Here is an 18,528-nt window from a genome sequence, read left to right as displayed (position 1 = left end):
GGCGCGGCCGTGCGGTTCGGCGCCGGGTCGCGCGGCGTGTTCTCGGGTTGTGCCTGCCGGCTAGGCCGAGTGGTGCCGCGGCGTCCCGCACGACTCGCGCACGGTCAGGCTGGGCCACAGCGCGACGCGGTGGACCGGCCGGTCCAGCGGGTCGGCCACCCGGGCCAGCGCCAGTTGCGCCGCCAGCGCGCCGAGCCGGTGCTTGCTCGGTCGCACGGCGGTCAGCGGCGGGTCGGCGGCCGCGGCCACCTCGTCGTCGTAGGACACCACCGCCAGCTCGTCCGGCACCGCCAGCCCCCGGTCGCGGGCGCGTTCCACCAGGCCGATGGCCTCGCGGTCGGCGTGCACCAGCAGGGCCCGCACACCCGCGCGCACGCACCCGTCCAGCACGTCGTCGCACACCGCGGCCCAGTCGGCCGACCCGAACGGCGGCACCTCCACCACCGGCGCGGGCCGCAGGTCCAGCGAGGTCACCGCCTCCCGCCACCCGGCCCGGATCGCCTCGTGGTGCGGGCTCGGCCGCGACACCACCAGACCCACTCCCCGGTGGCCCAGGGTCGCCAGGTGCCGCACCGCCAGACCCGCGCCCAGCGCGTGGTCGGTGACCGCGGCGTCCAGACCGATGGTGGGCAGTTCCGGCGGCGGCACGCGCTCGATCAGCACCACCGGCACGGGCAGCGCGCCCAGCCAGCGCATCAGGTCCACGCCCGCCGGGCCGTCCGTGCTCGGCGCGACCAGCAGCGCCTGCACGCCCCGGTCGAGCAGCTTGATCACCTGCCGCCGGTCCTCCGCCGCGTGGTAGCAGGAGGTGCGCAGCGCCAGGCGACTCCCGCCCGCGCCGACGGCGGCCTGCGCGCCCTGGATGACGGCGGGCCAGTAGTAGTCCTCCGACGGGGCGACCATGCCGACCAGGACGTGCCCCGGCGGGACCTGGCCCGACGCCTGCCTCGGCAGGATCTGCCCCGCCCGCGCGACCACCTGCGGTTCGCCGTGGCGCGGCATGGTGACCCCGCCGTGCACGCGGGTGACCAGGCCGCGGTCGGCCAGCGCGGTGACGTCCCGGCGCACCGTCACCGCCGTGACGCCCAGTTGGTCCACCAGGTCCGCCAGCCGCACCACGCCGTTCGCGCGGACCGCCGCCAGGATCAGGTCACGTCGCTGCGCCGCCAGCCTCATCGTCGGTTCCGATCGACTTTGATCGTTCCTGTTCGGTTCGTTGACCTTGAGTGTGCCACGGGCTGGAGTGGGCGACACCACTCCAGCAGGGGGATCGGCGATGACGCTGCACTCTCGACGCACCGTGCCGCGCGCGGTCGCGGTTAGGCCACCCGTGGCGGCCTGTTGGAGTTCCGTTGCCGCGTTCTCGCGTGCCGCCGATGGCCCGCCACCCGCCGTCAACACCACCGCTACCGCCACCACCGACGCGCGCCGCGTCACCCCCCGCCGGCCGATGCACGGCGACGGCGACGGCAGCGGCTTGGAGACGGCCCGGTGCCTGCTGATCGTGGTCGCGCTCAACGCCGGCTCGGCGCAGGACCTGACCCTCGACCTGACCCGCTTCGGCCAGGTCCCCGACGGCGTCACCACCCGCTGGTCCACGGCCACCTCGGGCTCTGGAAATCGTTGTACCCGGCGGCAGGGCCTGCGGGTGTCGGGCAAGCAGCTGCGGGTGCCGTTCACGCAGGCAGAGGTGCAGACGATGCGGATGGACGGGGTGGCGGCATGAGGCGGAAATCGTTTTACCAGGGCGCCGTGGTGGCGCTGGTGCTGGCCGCGTCGGTCGGCGGTCCCGGCACGGCCCACGCCGCCCCCGGGGTGACCCCGCTGTCCGACACGCCGCTGGACCAGTCCGCGCTGTACTTCGTCTCCTACGACGGCCTGGTCAACAACAACGCCTTCCAGGACGGCCTGATCACCCACAACGGCCACCAGTACGCGGCCTGGTACACGGCGAGCCGCAACGCGGTGGTCGCGCGCCGCGCGCTCGGCGGCGCCTGGGAGACCGCTGTACTGCCGCACCGGCTCAGCGCCGACGACTCGCACAACGTGATCTCCCTGGGCGTCTCGCCGCGCGACGGCATCCTGCACGTGGCGATGGACACCCACAACACCCGCGTGCACTACGCGAAATCGATTTCCGGCCTGGTGACCAGCCCCGGCGCGCACCGCTGGTCGGCCTCGCTGTTCGGGTCGGTGCAGCGGACCCTGGGCGGGGTCGAGCTGGGCAACATGACCTACCCGCAGTTCGTCGTCACCCCCGAGGGGGTGCTCCAGTTCAGCTACCGGACCGGCGGCTCGGGCAACGGCGTGAACGAGCTGGCCGAGTACACCGACGGCGCGTGGCGCAGGCTGGGCGCGTGGTCGTCGGCGACCGGCAGCTACACCGGTCCCAACGGGGTCGTCTCCACGACCCGCAACATGTACGTGCACGGTCTGACCTACGACCGGCGCGGTCGGCTGCACGTCTCGTTCACCTGGCGCGAGGGCAACGCCGGGGTGCTGTGCAACTCCGGCGGCCTGACCAACCACGACACCGGCTACGTCTACAGCGACGACCGGGGCCGGACGTGGCGCAACGCCGCTGGGGCGGTGGTCGGCACGACCGGTGGCACCCGCGTCTCGGTCACCTCGCCGGGCCTGGTCGTCGACCCGCTCGACCCCGACCACGGGCTGATGAACCAGGAGGGCCAGGCGGTCGACTCGACCGGCACGCCGCACGTGGTGATCAGCTACGTGCCGGGCCGGTTCACGCAGTGCGTGTCGAACTACGCCCAGCAGCGCGCCCAGTACGGCCGCACCTTCCACGTGTTCCGCACCGCCGGCGGGACGTGGACCAAGCGGGAGGTGCCCGTGCCGCCGGGCAGCACGCAGCGCACCAAGCTGGTGTTCGACCGCGACGACAACGCCTACCTGGTGATGCCGCGCGGCCGGGTCGTCTCGGCGAGCCGGGCCTCCGGCTGGACGGACTGGACCCTGGTGTTCGACCGGCCGTCGATGAACGCCTTCGGCGAGGTCAACGTGGACCTGTCGCGGGTCGCGGTCGACGGCGTGCTGTCGTTCCAGTACCAGCAGCGCTCCAGCGGCACGACCCCGTCGCCGATCCGCGTGGCGGACCTCCGGCTGGGCTGAACCCCCGGCCGGGCCGAATCCCCGGCCGGGCTGAACCCCCGGTGGCGGCGCGGTACCGATCGCGCCGTCACCAGGGGGGCGTCGTCGGCCCGGGTGGGGTCAGTAGCCCAGGTAGCCGGAGCCGGCGGCCATGGAGACCAGGCCCGGGTGGTTGTGGAAGCCGCCGTAGCGCGCGTAGGTGTAGCGGACGCCGGCGATGATGTTGTCCACCGGGTTGTAGATGTCGTTGTGGCCCGACAGCTTGTACGCCTGGAACGTGGGGTCGATGCACTGCATCAGGCCCTTGGACGGCGTGCCGCGCATGGCGTTGGAGTCCCAGGTGTTGACGGCGTTCGGGTTGCCGTTGGACTCCTTGATGATGATCGTGTAGATCTCGTCGAGGCTGCCCTCGTCGATGGCCGTGCCGTTGGCGGCGAGGATGCCGATGGCCTCGCGGATCCAGCCCTCGACCTGCCGCTGCTTGGGCGGCTTGGCCGCCTCGATCGCCTCCTTGGCCGCCTTCTCCTCGGCCGCCTTGCGGGCCGCGTACCCGTCCTGGGCGAAGGTGCTGGCCTGGTTGAACGCGTGCAGCGCGGTCAGCTGCTCCTGGCGGATGATGCGGGCGGTCTCCGACCCCAGGTTGATCGCGTGGACGGTGTCGACCTTGCCGGTCCGGACGCTGGTGTCCGGCACCACGGCGAACTCCGCACCGCCCGCGACCGGGGTGAACTGCCCGGTCATGGTGGCCGCGGCGGCGCCGGCACCACCGCCCACGACACCGACGGCCACGGCGACGCCGGCCAGGCGCTTGGGCAGGACCCGCTCAGGCTCGGCCCGGTGCGCGCCCCGGTAACCGGGAGGGGGCGGCAGCGGGACCTGGAACCGGAAGGTGTCCTCGCTGTTGTTCTTTGGTCGCGCGTGTCGAGCGTGCCGAGCCAACAGTGCAGCCTCCTGCGTCGGGGAATTCCGGCACCGGGCCTGGCGGGGGATCCAGGTGGTCGGGGCCCGGTTTTCGGGGGATTCGGGCCCGTGTCCGTTCGGTGACAGAACCGTGATCTGCGCGCGGAAACGTAACCGCTCGTGATTTCCGGGGGCAAGGACAGATCCGTTATGGGTGACGCGCGTCACGTGACCTAGGGGGTGTCTGTCACTCTCCGTTGAACCGGGGGTTACGGAGGTCTCAAAAATGCAACGAACAGGGATTCGTCCTTTGGAGAGCCGCAGGCGTCTGAAGACCCCGAGCCGCCGCCCGCCCGCTGACGCACCGGCCCGGGTCCTGCCCGGCCTGCCACCCCTCGCGCCGGGCGGGTCCGCCCGGCGCCTCCGGACCGGCTTCACCGCGCTCGACGGCACCGCCATCCGCCCCGTTTCACCCCTCGGAGGAACGCAGGCCGGAACCCGACCGATGCGGAAAACCCACGCTGCGTGTCACTCCCGCTCCGCGCTTCACCGGATCGTGTTCTGGTCTCCGGTGCGCACGAAGAGTGAGGTGGTTATCACCTACATGTGAAGGGCGGGTCCCCGTGTTCGACGCAGCCGCTTTCGACGCCCTGAAGTTCCAGGGCGACCCGCTCGCCGACGCGGTCGTGGCCGACCTGGTCGCCACCAACCGCGTGAGCGTGGTGAACGAGGTGCTGGAGCACTTCCGCGCCAACGACCAGCCCATCCCCGAGCAGTTGCCCGACCTGGTGCGGGACTTCCTGGTCGCCACGGACAACCCGCCGGACTGGGTCGACCACGACCGGGTGGCCAGGGCCTACGGGTTCTTCGTGGACGACGGCGTGCACGTCGCCTCGGTGCTCACCTTCGGCGCCATGGTCAACTGCTACGCCCAGCCCCGCCCCTCGCGGGTGCTGACCCTGACCCACGGCCTCAACCAGCCCCACCGGCGGCTGTCGGAGACCTCGCAGTTCGTCATGAACATGATGGGCCGCGACGCCTTCGGCTCGGGCGGGACGTTCGTGCCCACCATCCAGAAGACCCGCCTCATCCACGCCGCCGTCCGGCACTTCCTCACCACGTCCGGCCGCTGGGACGTCGAGGCCGACGGCGTGCCGGTGTGCCAGCAGGACATGGTCGGCGCGCTCCTCATCTTCTCCGTTCAGGTGATCGAGGGGATGCGCCGCATCGGCATCTCCGTCACCGAGGAGGAGGCCGCCGACTACTACTACGTGTGGCGGGTCACCGGCGCGATGCTCGGCATCCCGGTCGAGGCCCTGCCCGAGTCGCTGGAGGAGGCGCGCGAGCTGAGCACGGCGGTGGTCGAGGCCGCCTACGGCCCCTCCCCGGATGGTGTGGTGCTCACCCGCCACCTGCTCGACCTGTACGAGCGGCTGTTCCCGGGCAAGGTCTTCGACGGCGTCGTGGCCGCCATGGTCCGGCAGGTGGTCAACCCCGAGGTCGCGGACTGGATGGAGGTCCCGAACTCGCGCGGCTGGGGGCGGGTGGTCAGCACGGGCGCCCGCCTGGTGCGGGCGCTGGAGCGCTCGGAGGACAACAGCGCCCTGGCCACCGCCATCCTGGACCGCGCGGGCGCGCTCCTGCTCGGCGGCAGCGTCCGCGACCTCACCAACGGCCAGTCCACCACCCTCAGCATCCCGACCGACCTGCATGAGCGGTGGGCGGCGGCCGGCACGTGCCCGGTGCCGGCCCAGGCCGGACCCGCCAGGGTCGACCTCGCCGAGCCCGGACCCGCCCAGCCCGGACCCGTCCAGCCCGGACCCGTCCAGCCCGGAGCGGCCTCGACCGGAGCCGCCCAAGCCGGACCTGCCTAGCCCGGTCTGCTCAGGCCGGACCTGCCCGAGCCGGACCGTCTGCCCCGAGCCGGACCTGCCGGAGCCGTGGGTGCGGCTCAGTCCCTCCTACCCGCACGGCGGCATCCCGGTGCCGTTCACACCGGGGGTGAACCCGATCTGTCGAACCGCCCGCCCGGGGTCGGGCCTAGATTGGTGCGGGGGCAACGGGATCGGACTTCGGGCGGGGTAACGCGATGAGCGCGACGGGCAGCGGCAGGCAGCCGCACGTGGTCTCCGGGGAGCAGTCGGAGCTGCTGGCGGTGCTGCGCGACGAGGGCGCGATGTCCAGGGTGGCGCTGGGCGAGCGGCTGGAGCTGCCCCGGGCGAAGCTGACCGGGGAGCTGGCCAGGCTCGTGGACGTCGGCCTGGTGCAGGTCGGCGGTCCGGCGGCCAGCCGGGGCGGGCGGCGCTCCACGCTGGTGCACCTGGCCGACGACCTGCGCGTGCTGGGCGTGGACGTGGGCGCCACCTCGGTGCGGGTCGCGGTCACCGACGGCCGGTGCGAGGTGCTGGAGAGCCGCAGCGAGGAGTGCGACGTGCGGGGCGGGCCGGCGCGGGTGCTCAGCCGCGTGGTCGAGCTCGCCGACGTCGTCTACGCCAAGGCGCCGGGCCGGCTGATCGGCGCGGGCATCGGGTTGCCCGGTCCGGTGAGCTTCCGCGACGGCATGCCCGTGGCGCCGCCGATCATGCCCGGCTGGGACCGCTACCCGGTGCGCGACGAGCTGGCCGGCCGGTGGGGCTGCCCGGTGACGGTCGACAACGACGTCAACGCCATGGCGCTGGGGGAGCGGCACGCGGGCGTGGCCCGGTCGCTGGAGGACCTGATCTTCGTCAAGGTCGGCACGGGCATCGGCTGCGGGATCGTGCTCGGCGGGCGCGTCTACCGGGGGGTGGCGGGCACGGCCGGCGACATCGGGCACATCCGGCTGGACGACTTCGGGCCCGCGTGCGCCTGCGGTGAGGTCGGGTGCTTGGAGGCGTACTTCGGCGGCGCGGCCCTGGCGCGGGACGCGACCACGCTGGCCCGCAGCGGCCGGTCGGTGGCGCTGGCCGCCGCGCTGGGCGGGAAGGGCTCGCTCAACGCCGAGGACGTGGGCGCGGCGGCCGCGGCGGGCGACTTCGCGGCGGCCAACCTGGTCCGCGAGGGCGGCCGGCGGCTGGGGCACGTGGTGGCGTCCCTGGTCAGCTTCCTGAACCCGGGGATGGTGGTGATCGGCGGCGGCGTGTCCCGGCTGGGGCACTCGCTGCTGGCCGAGGTGCGCAGCGCGGTCTACCGCCGCTCGCTGCCCCTGGCGACGGGCAACCTGCCCATCGTGCTGTCCGAGCTGGGTGACCTGGCCGGCGTGACCGGCGCCGCGTGGTCCGGCACGGACCGCGCCTTCTCCGCAGCGGGCTGACCCGCAGAGATCCGATCTCTCCTCCGTGAAGTCGAGCGGGACTCACGGAACAGCGGCATGTCCGGAACCGGCTGCGCTCGGTGTCGGCACGCCTCCCCTTCTGTCATAAATGGACCGACTTTTGCAACGAACTGACAAAAGTCGGCCCGAGTTCTTGTCAGCGCGCCTGCCGGACTGTCAGGATCTGCCGCAACTCACCCGGGAACGTGAGCTGGACCACCTCCTTTGATCGGCTCCCTCGACGAAGTCGGAGACACGATGCAGGCGCAGACCGAGAGCAGGCGCGAGGCCAACCTCGCCCTCCTCCTGCGCACGCTCCGTGCCCACGGCCCGGTCTCCCGCGCCCAGCTCGCCGCGAGATCGGGTCTTTCGAAGGCGACGCTGTCCCCGCTGCTGGCGGACCTCGACCACCGGGGCCTCACCCAGACCGCGGGCACCACGACCACCCAGGGCCGTCCCGGCGGCCTGGTCCGGCTCCGCCCCGGCGCGGCCTGCGGCATCGGCCTCGACATCCGTCCGGGCAGCCTGGGCGCGACCGTCACCGACCTGACCGGCGAGGTCCACCTGCGCCGCCGGCGGGCCTGCGACACCACCGTCCCCGAGCACGCCCTCGACCAGCTGGCCGACCTGACCCGCCGGGCCCTGGACGACGTCGCGCGGGCCGGCTGGACGGGCGTCACCGTCGCCGTGCCCGGTCGCGCCGACCACCGCGCCGGCACGGTCACCGCCACCCCGCTGCGCTGGCGCGGGGTGGCCGTGGTCGACGGGCTCGCCGCCCGCACCGGCCTGCCGATCGACCGCCTGGACGTGGACAACGAGGCCCACCTCGCCGCCCGCGCCGAACACGACGCCGACCCCGTCGACGACCTCGTCTACCTCAACGGCGACCACGAGGTGGAGGCGGGCGTGATCACCAACGGCGCCCTGGTGCGGGGCGCGGACAACCGCGCCGGCGGGATCGGGCACATGGTCCTGGACCACTTCGGCCCCCACTGCGGCTGCGGCAAGCGCGGCTGCTGGAACACCAGGGTGGGCCTCGACGCGTTCCTGCACGCCTGCGCGCCCCGGCACGACCAGGTGCACGACCCGCACCTGTCCCGGGGCGAGCGCATGTGCATCCTGCGCACCCGCGCCGAACGCGGCGACGCGCGCACGGTCGACGCCCTGCACCGCACGGCCGAGCACCTGGCCACCGGCCTGTCCGTGCTCACCGCGCTGCTCAACCCGAGGCGCATCGTGCTCGGCGGCTACTTCGCCGCCCTCCAGGACTGGCTGGTCGTGCCGCAGCGCCAGGAGGGCACCTCGATCACCGCGTCCACGTTCGGCTTCACCGCCGGCGCGCGCGGCGCGGCGCTGGCGGCGCTGCGGCGCGTGCTCGACGACCCGACCCTGGTGCCGGTGAAGGAAAACGATGTACCGCACGGCGCGGCCCAGGAAGGCACCCGACAGGAAGGCACCCCCGCATGACGTTGCTCAGGATGACGGGCATCGGCAAGACCTTCCCCGGCGTGCGCGCGCTGGACGGCGTGGACCTGGAGGTCGCCGAGGGCGAGGTGCACTGCCTGCTCGGCCAGAACGGCGCGGGCAAGTCGACGCTGATCAAGGTGCTGGCGGGGGCCCACCAGCCCGACCAGGGCGAGATCACCTGGCGCGGCCGGCCCACCACCCTGTCGTCGCCGGTGGCCGCGCTGCGGCTCGGCGTGGCGACCATGTACCAGGAACTGGACCTGGTGCCGGGCATCTCGGTGGCGGAAAACGTTCTACTCGGGCACGAACCCAACCGGTTCGGCTTCACCAGCGGCCGCGCGGCGCGGCAGCGGACCCGCGCGCTCATGGCCCGCCTCGGCCACCCCGAGATCGATCCCGACCGCGAGGTGGGTTCGCTCTCGGCCGCCGGGCAGCAGCTGGTGTCCATGGCCCGCGCGCTGGCCCACGACGCCCGGCTGATCGTGATGGACGAGCCCACCGCCGCGCTGGCCGCCGACGAGGTGGACAACCTCTTCCGCATCGTCGCCGAGCTGACCTCAGACGGCGTGGCCGTGCTCTACATCTCCCACCGGCTGGAGGAGATCCGCCGCATCGGCAGCCGCGTCACCGTGCTCAAGGACGGCCGCACGGTCGCCGCCGGCCTGCCCGCCGACACCCCGACCTCCGAGCTGGTCGACGTGATGTCGGGCCGCGCGGTGGACACCGTTTTCCCGCACCGCGACGTGTCCACCGTGGACGTCACCCGCGAGGTGCTCACCGTCGAGGGGCTGACCCGCGCCGGCGAGTTCCGCGACGTCACCTTCCACGTCCACGCGGGCGAGGTGCTGGGCATCGCGGGCCTGGTCGGCGCGGGCCGCAGCGAGATCCTGGAAACCGTTTTCGGCGCCCGCAAACCCGACGCGGGCGTGGTCAGGGTCGACGGCAGGCCGGTGAAACCGGGCAGCGTGCCCGCCGCCGTGCGCGCGGGCATCGGGCTGGCCCCGGAGGAGCGCAAGGCCCAGGGCCTGCTGCTGGACCTGAGCGTGGCGCACAACGTCACCCTCTCCAGCCTCCCCGCCTACAGCACCGCCGGTTTCGTCGACCGCGACCGGGAGCTGCGCGACTCGCGCGCCACCCTGGAGCGCCTCGACCTGCGTCCCGCCGACCCCCGGCGGCTGGTGGCCGAGTTCTCCGGCGGCAACCAGCAGAAGGCGGTGGTGGCGCGCTGGCTGGTCCGGGGCTGCCGGGTGCTGCTGCTGGACGAGCCGACGCGCGGCGTCGACGTGGGCGCGCGCGCCGAGCTGTACCGGGTGATCCACGAGCTGGCCGCCGCCGGGGTGGCCGTGGTGCTCGTCTCCAGCGAGGTCGCCGAGGTGCTCGGCCTGGCCGACCGGGTGCTGGTGCTGCGCGACGGCGAGGTGGTCGCGGACCGGCCCGCCGGCGAGCTCACCGAGTCGGCCGTGCTGGACATCGTGCTGGCGGGCAGCGCCGTCACCGAGCGGGACGCCACCGAGCGGGACGCCACCGAGCGGGACGTTCCCGAGAGCACCCCCGCGGGGAAGAACCCCGCCGGGAGAACCCCCGCCGGGAGAACCCCCACCGACAAGACCCTCACCGAGAAGGCCGTGACCGAGGAGGTCCAGTGACCGAACTGAGGGTCCTCGACCCGAAATCCGCCCCGCCCCGGGAGCAGCCGCCCCGCCGGCGCGCCCTGGACCTGCGGCTCACCGGCCTGCTGGGCGTGCTGGTGGTGCTGTGCGCCGTCGGGTACGCCACCCGCCCGGACAGCTTCCTGACCGAGGCCAACATCTCCACCATGCTGCGCTTGGCCGCGGCCATCGGCGTGGTCAGCGTCGGCATGACGTTCGTGATCATCAGCGGCGGCATCGACCTGTCGGTGGGGTCGATCGTGGCGCTGTCGAGCGTGTGGATGACCACCGTCGCCACCCAGTCCTACGGGCCCGTGGTGATGGTGCTGTGCGCGCTGCTCGTCGGTCTGGGCTGCGGCCTGGTCAACGGCCTGCTCATCTCCTACGGGAAGATAGTGCCGTTCATCGCCACCCTGGCCATGTACGCCTCCGCCAAGGGCCTGGCCGAACGCCTGTCCGGCCGCCGCACGCAGGTGATCACCGAGACCGGGTTCAGCACGTTCTTCCGCGGCGACCTGCTCGGCGTGCCGGTGCTGATCTGGCTGCTCGCCGCGGTGTTCGCGATCGGCTGGGTGGTGCTCAACCGCACCACGTTCGGGCGCCGCACGTTCGCCGTCGGCGGCAACGCCGAGGCCGCGCGCCTGGCGGGCATCGACGTCAAGCGGCACACCGCGCTCGTGTACGGCATCGCGGGCCTGTGCTGCGGCATCGCCGCCCTCATGGTCGTCGCCCGCACCACCTCCGGCGCGTCCACCAACGGCATGTTCTACGAGCTGGACGCCATCGCCGCGGTCGTCATCGGCGGCACCCTGCTCACCGGCGGCCGCGGCTCGCTGATCGGCACCCTCATCGGCGTCCTCATCTTCACCGTCCTGGGCAACATCTTCACCCAGAACAACCTCGACACCGACATCCAGAACATCGCCAAGGGCGTGATCATCGTCGCCGCGGTGCTCCTCCAGCGCACCACCGCCGCACGTCGCCGAGGCACGCGCACCACCTAGCCGCACCACCCCGTCCGGAAACACCCGACACCTCGCCCGGGAGTACCACCATGCCCTCACTCGACCGCCGCCGCTTCCTCTGGGGCACCACCGCCGTCGGCACCGCCGCCCTCCTGTCGGGCTGCACCTCCAACCAGTCCGGCAACACCGCGCCCGACGCCGTCGCCGCCGGGTCCGGCCAGAACGCCCAGCCGGGCAAGGCGGTGACCATCGGCTTCTCCGCGCCCGCCGCCGACCACGGCTGGATGGCCGCCATGACCAAGAACGCGCGGGCCCAGGCGGAGCGGTTCTCCGACGTGACCTTCAAGGCCACCGAGGGCACCAACGACGTCAACCAGCAGATCAGCCAGGTCGAGACGCTGATCAACGACAAGGTCGACGTGCTGGTCGTGCTGCCCTTCGACGGCAAGGCCCTCACCGAGGTCGGCCGCGAGGCCATGGACGCGGGCATCCCGGTCATCAACGTCGACCGCGTCTTCGACACCCCGCTCGCCTACCGGACCTGGATCGGCGGCGACAACTACCGCATGGGCGTCAACGCGGGCGAGTTCATCGCCGCGCAGATGAAGGCCAAGAACATCGGCAGCCCGATCATCGGCGAGGTCGCCGGCATCGACTCCCTGCCGCTGACCCAGGAGCGCAGCCGGGGCTTCAAGGACGCCCTGGCCCGCAGCGGCTTCCAGGTCGGCCCGCGCGTGTCCGCCCAGTTCACCTCCGAGTCCGGCGAGCAGCAGACGGCCAACCTGCTCCAGTCCGCGAGCAAGCTCGACGCGCTGTGGAACCACGACGACGACCAGGGCATCGGCGTCATGGCCGCCATCGACAGCGCCGGCCGCACCGAGTTCGTCATGGTCGGCGGCGCCGGCTCGCGCAACATGATGGACCTGATCAAGGCCGACAGCGGCGTGATGAAGGCGACCGTGCTCTACAGCCCGTCGATGTCGTCCTCGGCGATCGCGCTGGCCCGCCTGCTCGGCCAGACCAAGGGCATCGGCGACCTCGCGGAGCACGACATCCCCGCGTCCATCACCACCTACTCCGCCGTGGTGACCAAGGAGAACGTCGACCAGTACCTGGACGTCGGCTTCGACTCCTGATCCTTTCACCCCTGCTGTCGCGGAAAGGCTGCTCGATGACGGAAGAGATCGGCGTGGGCATGGTCGGCCACGCGTTCATGGGCGCGGTGCACTCGCACGCCTGGCGCAACGTCCACCGCTTCTTCGACGTGCCCCTCGCGCCGAAGCTGGCCGCGGTCGGCGGGCGGGACGCGGTGCGCACCAAGGAGGCCGCCACCCGGTACGGCTGGGCCGCCGCCGAGACCGACTGGCGCGCGCTCGTCGACCGCGACGACGTCCACCTCGTCGACATCTGCACGCCCGGCGACACGCACGCCGAGATCGCGCTCGCCGCGCTGGCCGCCGGCAAGCACGTGCTGTGCGAGAAGCCGCTGGCCAACACGGTCGAGGAAGCCGAGGCGATGACCGCCGCCGCCGAGGAGGCCGCCCGCCGCGGCGTCCGCTCGATGGTGGCGTTCAACTACCGGCGCGTGCCCGCCATCGCCCTGGCCCGCAAACTCGTGGCGGACGGGGTCGTCGGCGACGTCCGGCACGTGCGCGCGGTCTACCTCCAGGACTGGCTGTCCGACCCCGAGGCGCCGATGACCTGGCGGCTGCGGCGGGAGAAGGCCGGTTCAGGCGCGCTGGGCGACCTCGGCGCCCACATCGTCGACGCCGCCCAGTTCGTCACCGGCTCGCTGATCACCGGGGTGAGCGCGACGCTGGAGACGTTCGTGCCCGAGCGCCCCGACGGCGACGGGCGCGCCGCTGTGACCGTCGACGACGCGGCGGTGTTCCTGGCGCGCTTCTCCTCCGGCGCCCTCGGGACGTTCGAGGCCACCCGGTACGCCCTGGGCCGCAAGAACGCCATGCGGCTGGAGGTCAACGGCAGCCGCGGCAGCCTGGCGTTCGACTTCGAGGCCATGAACGAGCTGTCGGTGTTCCAGTCCGACGGCCCGGACGCCGGGTTCCGCCGGGTCCTGGTCACCGAACCCGACCACCCGTACGTGGGGGCGTGGTGGCCGCCCGGCCACCTCCTCGGCTACGAGCACACGTTCACGCACGAGGCGGCCGACTTCCTGACCGCCATCGGCGAGGGCACCGACCCCGCGCCCAGCTTCGCCGACGGCCTGCGCGTGCAGCGGGTGCTGGCCGCGGTGGAGGAGAGCGCCGGGAACCGGTCCACGTGGACCACGATTGGAGAACCCCGATGAGCCGACCGGTCACGCTGTTCACCGGCCAGTGGGCCGACCTGCCGTTCGAGGAGGTGTGCCGGCTCGCCGCGGGCTGGGGCTACGACGGCCTGGAGATCGCCTGCTCCGGCGACCACTTCGAGGTGGACAAGGCGTTGGCGGACGACGACTACGTGACCGCCAAGCGCGCGGTGCTGGAGAAGCACGGTCTCCAGGTGTGGACGATCTCCAACCACCTCGTCGGGCAGGCCGTCTGCGACGACCCGATCGACTTCCGGCACCAGGCGATCCTGCCCGCGCGCGTCTGGGGCGACGGCGAGCCCGAGGGCGTGCGGCAGCGGGCGGCGGCCGAGATGGCCGACACCGCCCGCGCGGCCGCCCGCCTGGGCGTCGACACCGTCGTCGGCTTCACCGGGTCGAAGACGTGGAAGTACGTGGCGATGTTCCCGCCGGTGCCGCAGTCGGTGATCGACGAGGGGTACACCGATTTCGCCCGGCGCTGGAACCCGGTCTTCGACGTCTTCGACGAGGTGGGTGTCCGGTTCGCGCACGAGGTCCACCCGTCCGAGATCGCCTACGACTACTGGACGACCAAGCGGGCGCTGGAGGCGGTCGACCACCGCCCCGCGTTCGGCCTGAACTGGGACCCGTCGCACTTCATCTGGCAGGACCTCGACCCGGTCGGCTTCATCCTCGACTTCGCCGACCGCATCTACCACGTGGACTGCAAGGACACCAAGAAGCGCTTCGACGGCCGCAACGGCAGGCTCGGCTCGCACCTGGCGTGGGCCGACCCGAGGCGCGGCTGGGACTTCGTCTCGACCGGCCACGGCGACGTGCCGTGGGAGGACTGCTTCCGGGCGTTGAACGCGATCGGGTACCGGGGGCCCGTGTCGGTGGAGTGGGAGGACGCGGGGATGGACCGGTTGCGCGGGGCGGAGGAGGCGGTCGGCTTCATCCGCCGGCACCTGTTCGACCCGCCGGCCGCGTCCTTCGACGCCGCGTTCAGCACGGAGAAGTAGGCGGGGTGCGGCGTCCTGCCCCGGTGGTGGGGCGGGACGCCGCACCGTGTTCGACGTCGCGTCCGCCCGGCGCGGGACCGCGGCGGGGCGGCACGGCGAGGTTCCCGGTGCCGTGGCGGTCGGTGTCAGAGCCAGTCCGCCTCGATCCCGCGGGCGCGCAGCGTCTCCAGCGCCTCCTCGTCGCCCGTGTAGAACAGGGTCATCGACTTCAGGTTGGGGAAGTGCCGCAGGTCGGCGAACTCGTCGACGTCGAACAGCCCGTCCTCGCCGTCCCAGTTCGGCGCGATCTCCAGGTAGATCTCGTTGCCGCCGTCCATTTCGATCTCGGTGATCTTCTCCGCGAGCTCGACGGGGACGTCGAGCGCCTCGAAGTAGGCCAGCGCCTCGGGCACCGGCCCGACGCTCCCGTCGTCGTAGGTGAAGCCCTGCTCGGCGGCGTACTCGCGCAGGTCGAACCTCGGCAAGAGGTCCTGGTTGTACATCAGCTCCTGGACGACGGCGAGCTTGAAGTTGGTGTCGGCGAACGGGATCGACTGGCTCATGCCCCGAACCATATAGGCGGCGGATGATACCGCCACCCGGTGCCCGGGATCGAGCCGCCGGGTCTGGCGAGCGCGGGGGGCGGGTCGGGTCGGCGGGCGGTCCGGACGGGTTACCAGGTCACCGGCAGCGACCGCAGGCCGTAGATCGGGGCGTCGAACCGGAACGCGACCTCCTCGAACGGCACGGCCAGGCGCAGGTCCGGCAGCGCGGTCACCAGCGCGCGCAGCGCGACCCGCATCTCCAGCCGCGCCAGCAGGTGGCCGATGCACTGGTGCACCCCGCTGCCGAACGCCAGGTGGGACTTCGCCGACCGCCGCAGGTCGAGCCGGTCCGGGTCGGGGAACTCGGCGGGGTCGCGGTTCGCGGCGAACAGGGAGGCGATGACGCCCTCGCCCTCCCGCACCGGGCAGTCGCCCACCCGCGCGTCGCCCGCCACGGCCCGCACCACGCCGTGGTGCACGGGGCTCAGGTAGCGCAGCAGCTCCTCGACCGCGTCGTCCACCAGGTCGGGGTCGGCTGCCAGCGCCTCCCACTGCGCGCGGTCCCTCAGGAGCGCCAGCACGGACAGCGCGATCGAGTTCGCCGTGGTCTCGTGCCCGCCGACCAGCAGCAGCACGGTCATGCCGACCGCTTCCCCGACGGTCAGCGACGGGTCCGCCACGAGCCGGCCGACCAGGTCGTCACCCGGCGCCGCGCGCCGGGCCCGGATCAGGTCCTCCAGGTAGGCGTGCAGCTCGTCCAGCGCGGTCCGCACCTGGTCGGCGGTCAGCGACCGGTTCAGGTGGGCGCGGCTGCGGGTGGAGAAGAACTCCTGGTCCTCGACCGGCACGCCGAGCAGCAGGCAGATCACGTCCGACGGCACCGGCAGCGCGAACCCGGCCACCAGGTCGGCGGGGCGCGGGCCGGCGAGCAGCGCGTCCAGGTGCTCCCGCGTGATCCGCTCCACGTGCGGGCGCAGCTCGTTCATCCGCCGCACGGTGAACTCGCCGGTCAGCATCTTCCGGTACCGGGTGTGCTCGGGCGGGTCGGTGACCAGGAAGCTGCCCGGCGCGGCCTTCCGGTCCACCACGGGTCGCAGCTGGGGGAAACCCGGCCGGGCGGGGTCGGAGCTGAACCGCTCGTGGTCGCGCAGGACCGCGCGCACGTCGTCGTACCGGGTGACCAGCAGGGCTTCCTGCCCGTGCCGCAGCGACACCGGGCACACCGGCGCGGTGGCGCGGAGCGCGGCGAACTCGTCGGGCGGGTCGAACCCCGGGCGACGCGGAATCGGGTAGTCCACGGGGATCGACCTTAGCCGCGTGCGGGGACCGCGAGCGGGACCGGGCCGGGGGCGGGTTCGGCGGCGGTGGGGCTCGGTGGCGTTCGGGTCCAGGGCTCGGGTTCGGTGGTGGCCCGGTTCAGCGGCGTTCGGCGGTCACCACCAGCCGCAGGTGGGCGCGGTGCCAGGTGTCCGGCGTCGGCTCGTCGGCGAACGCGGCCACCAGGTCGCCCGCGGTCGTCAGGCCGAGGCGGCGCAGGTCGTCCGCCGCGCTGCGGGCGCGGCCGAGCAGGGGCGGCGGCAGGTGGCGCAGGCCCCGGTGGGCGGCCTCGGCGCACAGCGACAGCGCACCGTCCACAACGGACGTCAGCGGGTCCGGCGCGGGGGCGTCGCCCGGTGCCATCGCGGTGGTGCCGGTGGCCAGGTCCGGCACGACCAGGCCGTCCGGCGTGAGCACCGCGATCGGGTCGACCACCAGGCCGCCGCGGGACCGGCGGACCTCGCCGCTCACGTGCGTGGCCACCGGCAGGGCGCGGGCCAGGGCGTCCAGGGCCGCGGGGCAGTGGGCGCGGTGCGTCGCGGACACCGCGGCGGTGGCGCCCGAGGCGTCGAGGACCACGGCGTCGAGCCGCTGCGCGCCGGGGTGGTAGGCGATCCGCCCGACCCCGGCGATCCGCACCACCCGCACCAGCTCGGCGGCCACCCGGGGGCGGACCACGCGGGGCGGCAGCTCGTCCCACTCGCGCCCCGCCGCCGCGTAGTCGTGGACCACGAGTTCGTCGGGCAGTGCCTCCCACGCGCCGCCGAGCGGGGTGATCGACGTGCTCGACGCGCGGCCCGAGATCCGCACCAGGCGGCCCGCGCTGCGGCTCGCGGACTCCGACACCACGTTCGAGGCCGCCAGGTCGGCCAGGGACGTGCCGCGCACCCGCCGCGCGGCCAGGTCGTGGCCCGTCGGGCGCCCGTCCTCGCCGGCGGGCCACCGGTGCCGCAGCACCAGCACCGTGCCGCCGTCGGCGAAGAACACCTCGGCGGTGCGGTCCTCGGCCGTCGCGCGGACGCGGCAGCCCAGGGACGTCAGCCGGACCCGGCGCAGCGGGGTCTCGGCGGGCTCCTCCGCGCCGAGCACCTGCGAGCGCGGGCCGGTGGCCCGGTCGCGGGCGTGCAGCTCGGTGATCAGGTCGGCCACCCGCGCCGGGTCGTGGTGCGCGCTGCGCCCCCGGTACGCCCGCAGCTGGTCGGCCAGCTCCCCGACGGCCAGCGCGGGCCAGTGCAGGCGGGCCGCGGCCAGGTCCGCGCGGGCCCGCTCCAGGGCCGCCTCGAACACCGGGCCGGCGGTGGCCGCGCCGTCGCGCAGCAGCGCGGCGACCAGCTCCGGCACCGGTCCGAGGCCGGGACCGCCGGTCTCGGTCTCGGGACCGCCCACGTCGAGCCGCACGACGTCGTCGACCAACCCTCGCTCGTCGGCCTCGCGGAACGCCCACACCGCGAGCACCGCCCACTGGTCGCGCGCGGCGGCCGCGGCGTCGGTGTGGGTGTAGCCCAGCTCGCCGGGCACCAGGAACCGCACCGTGCACGACGGCAGCTCGGCCGTCGCCACCGGGTCGGCCTCGGTGGGGCGGCGCAGCCGCACGGGCACGCCCGACCCGCGCAGCCGGCGGGCCGCGGCCAGCACCCGCTCGCCCAGCAGCTCGCGCAACCGGTCGTCGGTGATGTCGCCCGGCGACCACGGGGCGAACTCCGCCGCCCCCTCGTGCTCCCGCTGGTAGGCCAGCACGACCGCCACCCGGTGCCGGCACACGCCCGTCGCCCCGCACGTGCAGCCCGCCCGCTCCAGCCCGGCGCCCGGCGGCAGCGTCGCCACCACGCCGTCGGCGAACCGGCCCGCCACGGTGTCGCCGTCGACCTCCAGCACCGGTCCCGCGCCCGCGTCCAGCTCCTTGGCCGCCCGCTTCACCAGGCCCCGGTTGGCGAGGGCGGCCAGCGCGTCGGCGGTCAGCGACAGCAGGTCCGCGCGCGTCACGCCGGCTCCCCGAG

15 protein-coding genes and 1 pseudogene are annotated in these 18,528 nt (G+C 73.6%); 11 read left to right on the top strand and 5 right to left on the bottom strand.

Translation table 11 applies throughout. The features are described 5' to 3' along the window. Positions 1–60: 60 nt before the first annotated feature. Positions 61–1,176 (bottom strand): substrate-binding domain-containing protein, encoded by a 1,116-nt coding sequence (locus Q5530_RS33525; RefSeq protein ID WP_415366816.1) that lies wholly within the window; start codon positions 1,174–1,176, stop codon positions 61–63. Between the two features lie 274 nt (positions 1,177–1,450). Here Q5530_RS33525 and Q5530_RS33520 point away from each other — a divergent pair, with 274 nt between their 5' ends. Continuing rightward, positions 1,451–1,726: a hypothetical protein gene (locus Q5530_RS33520; RefSeq protein ID WP_415366815.1), complete on the top strand. Its 276-nt coding sequence runs from the start codon at positions 1,451–1,453 to the stop codon at positions 1,724–1,726. Next, positions 1,723–3,129, top strand: coding sequence for a BNR repeat-containing protein (locus Q5530_RS33515; RefSeq protein WP_415366814.1), 1,407 nt, complete (start codon positions 1,723–1,725; stop codon positions 3,127–3,129). Before Q5530_RS33520 ends, Q5530_RS33515 begins: the two co-directional genes overlap by 4 nt. A gap of 99 nt (positions 3,130–3,228) precedes the next feature. Here Q5530_RS33515 and Q5530_RS33510 read toward each other — a convergent pair. Next, positions 3,229–3,643: pseudogene (locus tag Q5530_RS33510) on the bottom strand (transglycosylase SLT domain-containing protein); the annotation flags it as partial. A gap of 988 nt (positions 3,644–4,631) precedes the next feature. Here Q5530_RS33510 and Q5530_RS33505 point away from each other — a divergent pair. The 9 genes from Q5530_RS33505 to Q5530_RS33465 all read left to right on the top strand — a co-directional run bounded on the left by Q5530_RS33505 (position 4,632) and on the right by Q5530_RS33465 (position 14,690). Then, positions 4,632–5,882, top strand: a complete 1,251-nt coding sequence (locus Q5530_RS33505) for an oxygenase MpaB family protein (RefSeq protein ID WP_415366813.1) — start codon at positions 4,632–4,634, stop codon at positions 5,880–5,882. Then, on the top strand, positions 5,875–6,093 hold the full coding sequence (locus Q5530_RS33500; RefSeq protein ID WP_415366830.1) for a DUF6939 family protein: 219 nt from the start codon (positions 5,875–5,877) through the stop codon (positions 6,091–6,093). The genes Q5530_RS33505 and Q5530_RS33500 overlap by 8 nt, the downstream gene beginning before the upstream one ends. 4 nt (positions 6,094–6,097) lie before the next feature. Continuing rightward, entirely contained in the window at positions 6,098–7,300 is a 1,203-nt protein-coding gene (locus tag Q5530_RS33495; RefSeq protein WP_380635315.1) for an ROK family transcriptional regulator, read from the top strand. A 258-nt stretch (positions 7,301–7,558) separates the two neighbouring features. Next, positions 7,559–8,767, top strand: a complete 1,209-nt coding sequence (locus tag Q5530_RS33490) for an ROK family protein (RefSeq protein ID WP_415366812.1) — start codon at positions 7,559–7,561, stop codon at positions 8,765–8,767. After that, positions 8,764–10,413 (top strand): sugar ABC transporter ATP-binding protein, encoded by a 1,650-nt coding sequence (locus Q5530_RS33485; protein WP_415366811.1) that lies wholly within the window; start codon positions 8,764–8,766, stop codon positions 10,411–10,413. Before Q5530_RS33490 ends, Q5530_RS33485 begins: the two co-directional genes overlap by 4 nt. A 5-nt stretch (positions 10,414–10,418) precedes the next feature. Beyond that, a complete protein-coding gene (locus Q5530_RS33480) occupies positions 10,419–11,420 on the top strand; it encodes an ABC transporter permease (protein ID WP_380635545.1) in 1,002 nt (333 codons plus the stop codon). A 50-nt stretch (positions 11,421–11,470) separates the two neighbouring features. After that, the gene (locus Q5530_RS33475; protein WP_415366810.1) at positions 11,471–12,517 is read left to right on the top strand and encodes a substrate-binding domain-containing protein; all 1,047 of its coding nucleotides are present in this window, start codon (positions 11,471–11,473) and stop codon (positions 12,515–12,517) included. Between the two features lie 35 nt (positions 12,518–12,552). Further along, the gene (locus Q5530_RS33470) at positions 12,553–13,689 is read left to right on the top strand and encodes a Gfo/Idh/MocA family protein (protein WP_415366809.1); all 1,137 of its coding nucleotides are present in this window, start codon (positions 12,553–12,555) and stop codon (positions 13,687–13,689) included. Then, positions 13,686–14,690: a sugar phosphate isomerase/epimerase family protein gene (locus Q5530_RS33465; RefSeq protein WP_415366808.1), complete on the top strand. Its 1,005-nt coding sequence runs from the start codon at positions 13,686–13,688 to the stop codon at positions 14,688–14,690. Before Q5530_RS33470 ends, Q5530_RS33465 begins: the two co-directional genes overlap by 4 nt. A gap of 125 nt (positions 14,691–14,815) precedes the next feature. On the opposite strand, the gene Q5530_RS33460 is transcribed toward Q5530_RS33465, so the two are convergent. From Q5530_RS33460 to Q5530_RS33450, 3 genes are all read right to left on the bottom strand, one after another. Further along, entirely contained in the window at positions 14,816–15,232 is a 417-nt protein-coding gene (locus tag Q5530_RS33460) for a DUF6892 domain-containing protein (protein WP_415366807.1), read from the bottom strand. Positions 15,233–15,342: 110 nt separating this feature from the next. Further along, entirely contained in the window at positions 15,343–16,512 is a 1,170-nt protein-coding gene (locus Q5530_RS33455; protein ID WP_415366805.1) for a cytochrome P450, read from the bottom strand. Between the two features lie 118 nt (positions 16,513–16,630). Next, a complete protein-coding gene (locus tag Q5530_RS33450) occupies positions 16,631–18,514 on the bottom strand; it encodes a hypothetical protein (RefSeq protein WP_415366804.1) in 1,884 nt (627 codons plus the stop codon). Positions 18,515–18,528: the final 14 nt, after the last annotated feature.

Origin of the sequence: Saccharothrix sp. BKS2 (assembly GCF_047689505.1) — a bacterium.
GTDB lineage: Bacteria > Actinomycetota > Actinomycetes > Mycobacteriales > Pseudonocardiaceae > Actinosynnema > Actinosynnema lopnurensis.
Note: the sequence above shows the minus strand (reverse complement) of the source record. Positions and strands in the feature narration are given on the sequence as shown.

Excerpts from the sequence above, each read along its gene's own strand:
- Q5530_RS33525 (WP_415366816.1), bottom strand. The coding sequence starts at position 1,176 with ATGAGGCTGGCGGCGCAGCGACGTGACCTGATCCTGGCGGCGGTCCGC.
- Q5530_RS33520 (WP_415366815.1), top strand. The coding sequence starts at position 1,451 with ATGCACGGCGACGGCGACGGCAGCGGCTTGGAGACGGCCCGGTGCCTG.
- Q5530_RS33515 (WP_415366814.1), top strand. The coding sequence starts at position 1,723 with ATGAGGCGGAAATCGTTTTACCAGGGCGCCGTGGTGGCGCTGGTGCTG.
- Q5530_RS33495 (WP_380635315.1), top strand. The coding sequence starts at position 6,098 with ATGAGCGCGACGGGCAGCGGCAGGCAGCCGCACGTGGTCTCCGGGGAG.
- Q5530_RS33490 (WP_415366812.1), top strand. The coding sequence starts at position 7,559 with ATGCAGGCGCAGACCGAGAGCAGGCGCGAGGCCAACCTCGCCCTCCTC.
- Q5530_RS33485 (WP_415366811.1), top strand. The coding sequence starts at position 8,764 with ATGACGTTGCTCAGGATGACGGGCATCGGCAAGACCTTCCCCGGCGTG.
- Q5530_RS33475 (WP_415366810.1), top strand. The coding sequence starts at position 11,471 with ATGCCCTCACTCGACCGCCGCCGCTTCCTCTGGGGCACCACCGCCGTC.
- Q5530_RS33470 (WP_415366809.1), top strand. The coding sequence starts at position 12,553 with ATGACGGAAGAGATCGGCGTGGGCATGGTCGGCCACGCGTTCATGGGC.
- Q5530_RS33465 (WP_415366808.1), top strand. The coding sequence starts at position 13,686 with ATGAGCCGACCGGTCACGCTGTTCACCGGCCAGTGGGCCGACCTGCCG.
- Q5530_RS33460 (WP_415366807.1), bottom strand. The coding sequence starts at position 15,232 with ATGAGCCAGTCGATCCCGTTCGCCGACACCAACTTCAAGCTCGCCGTC.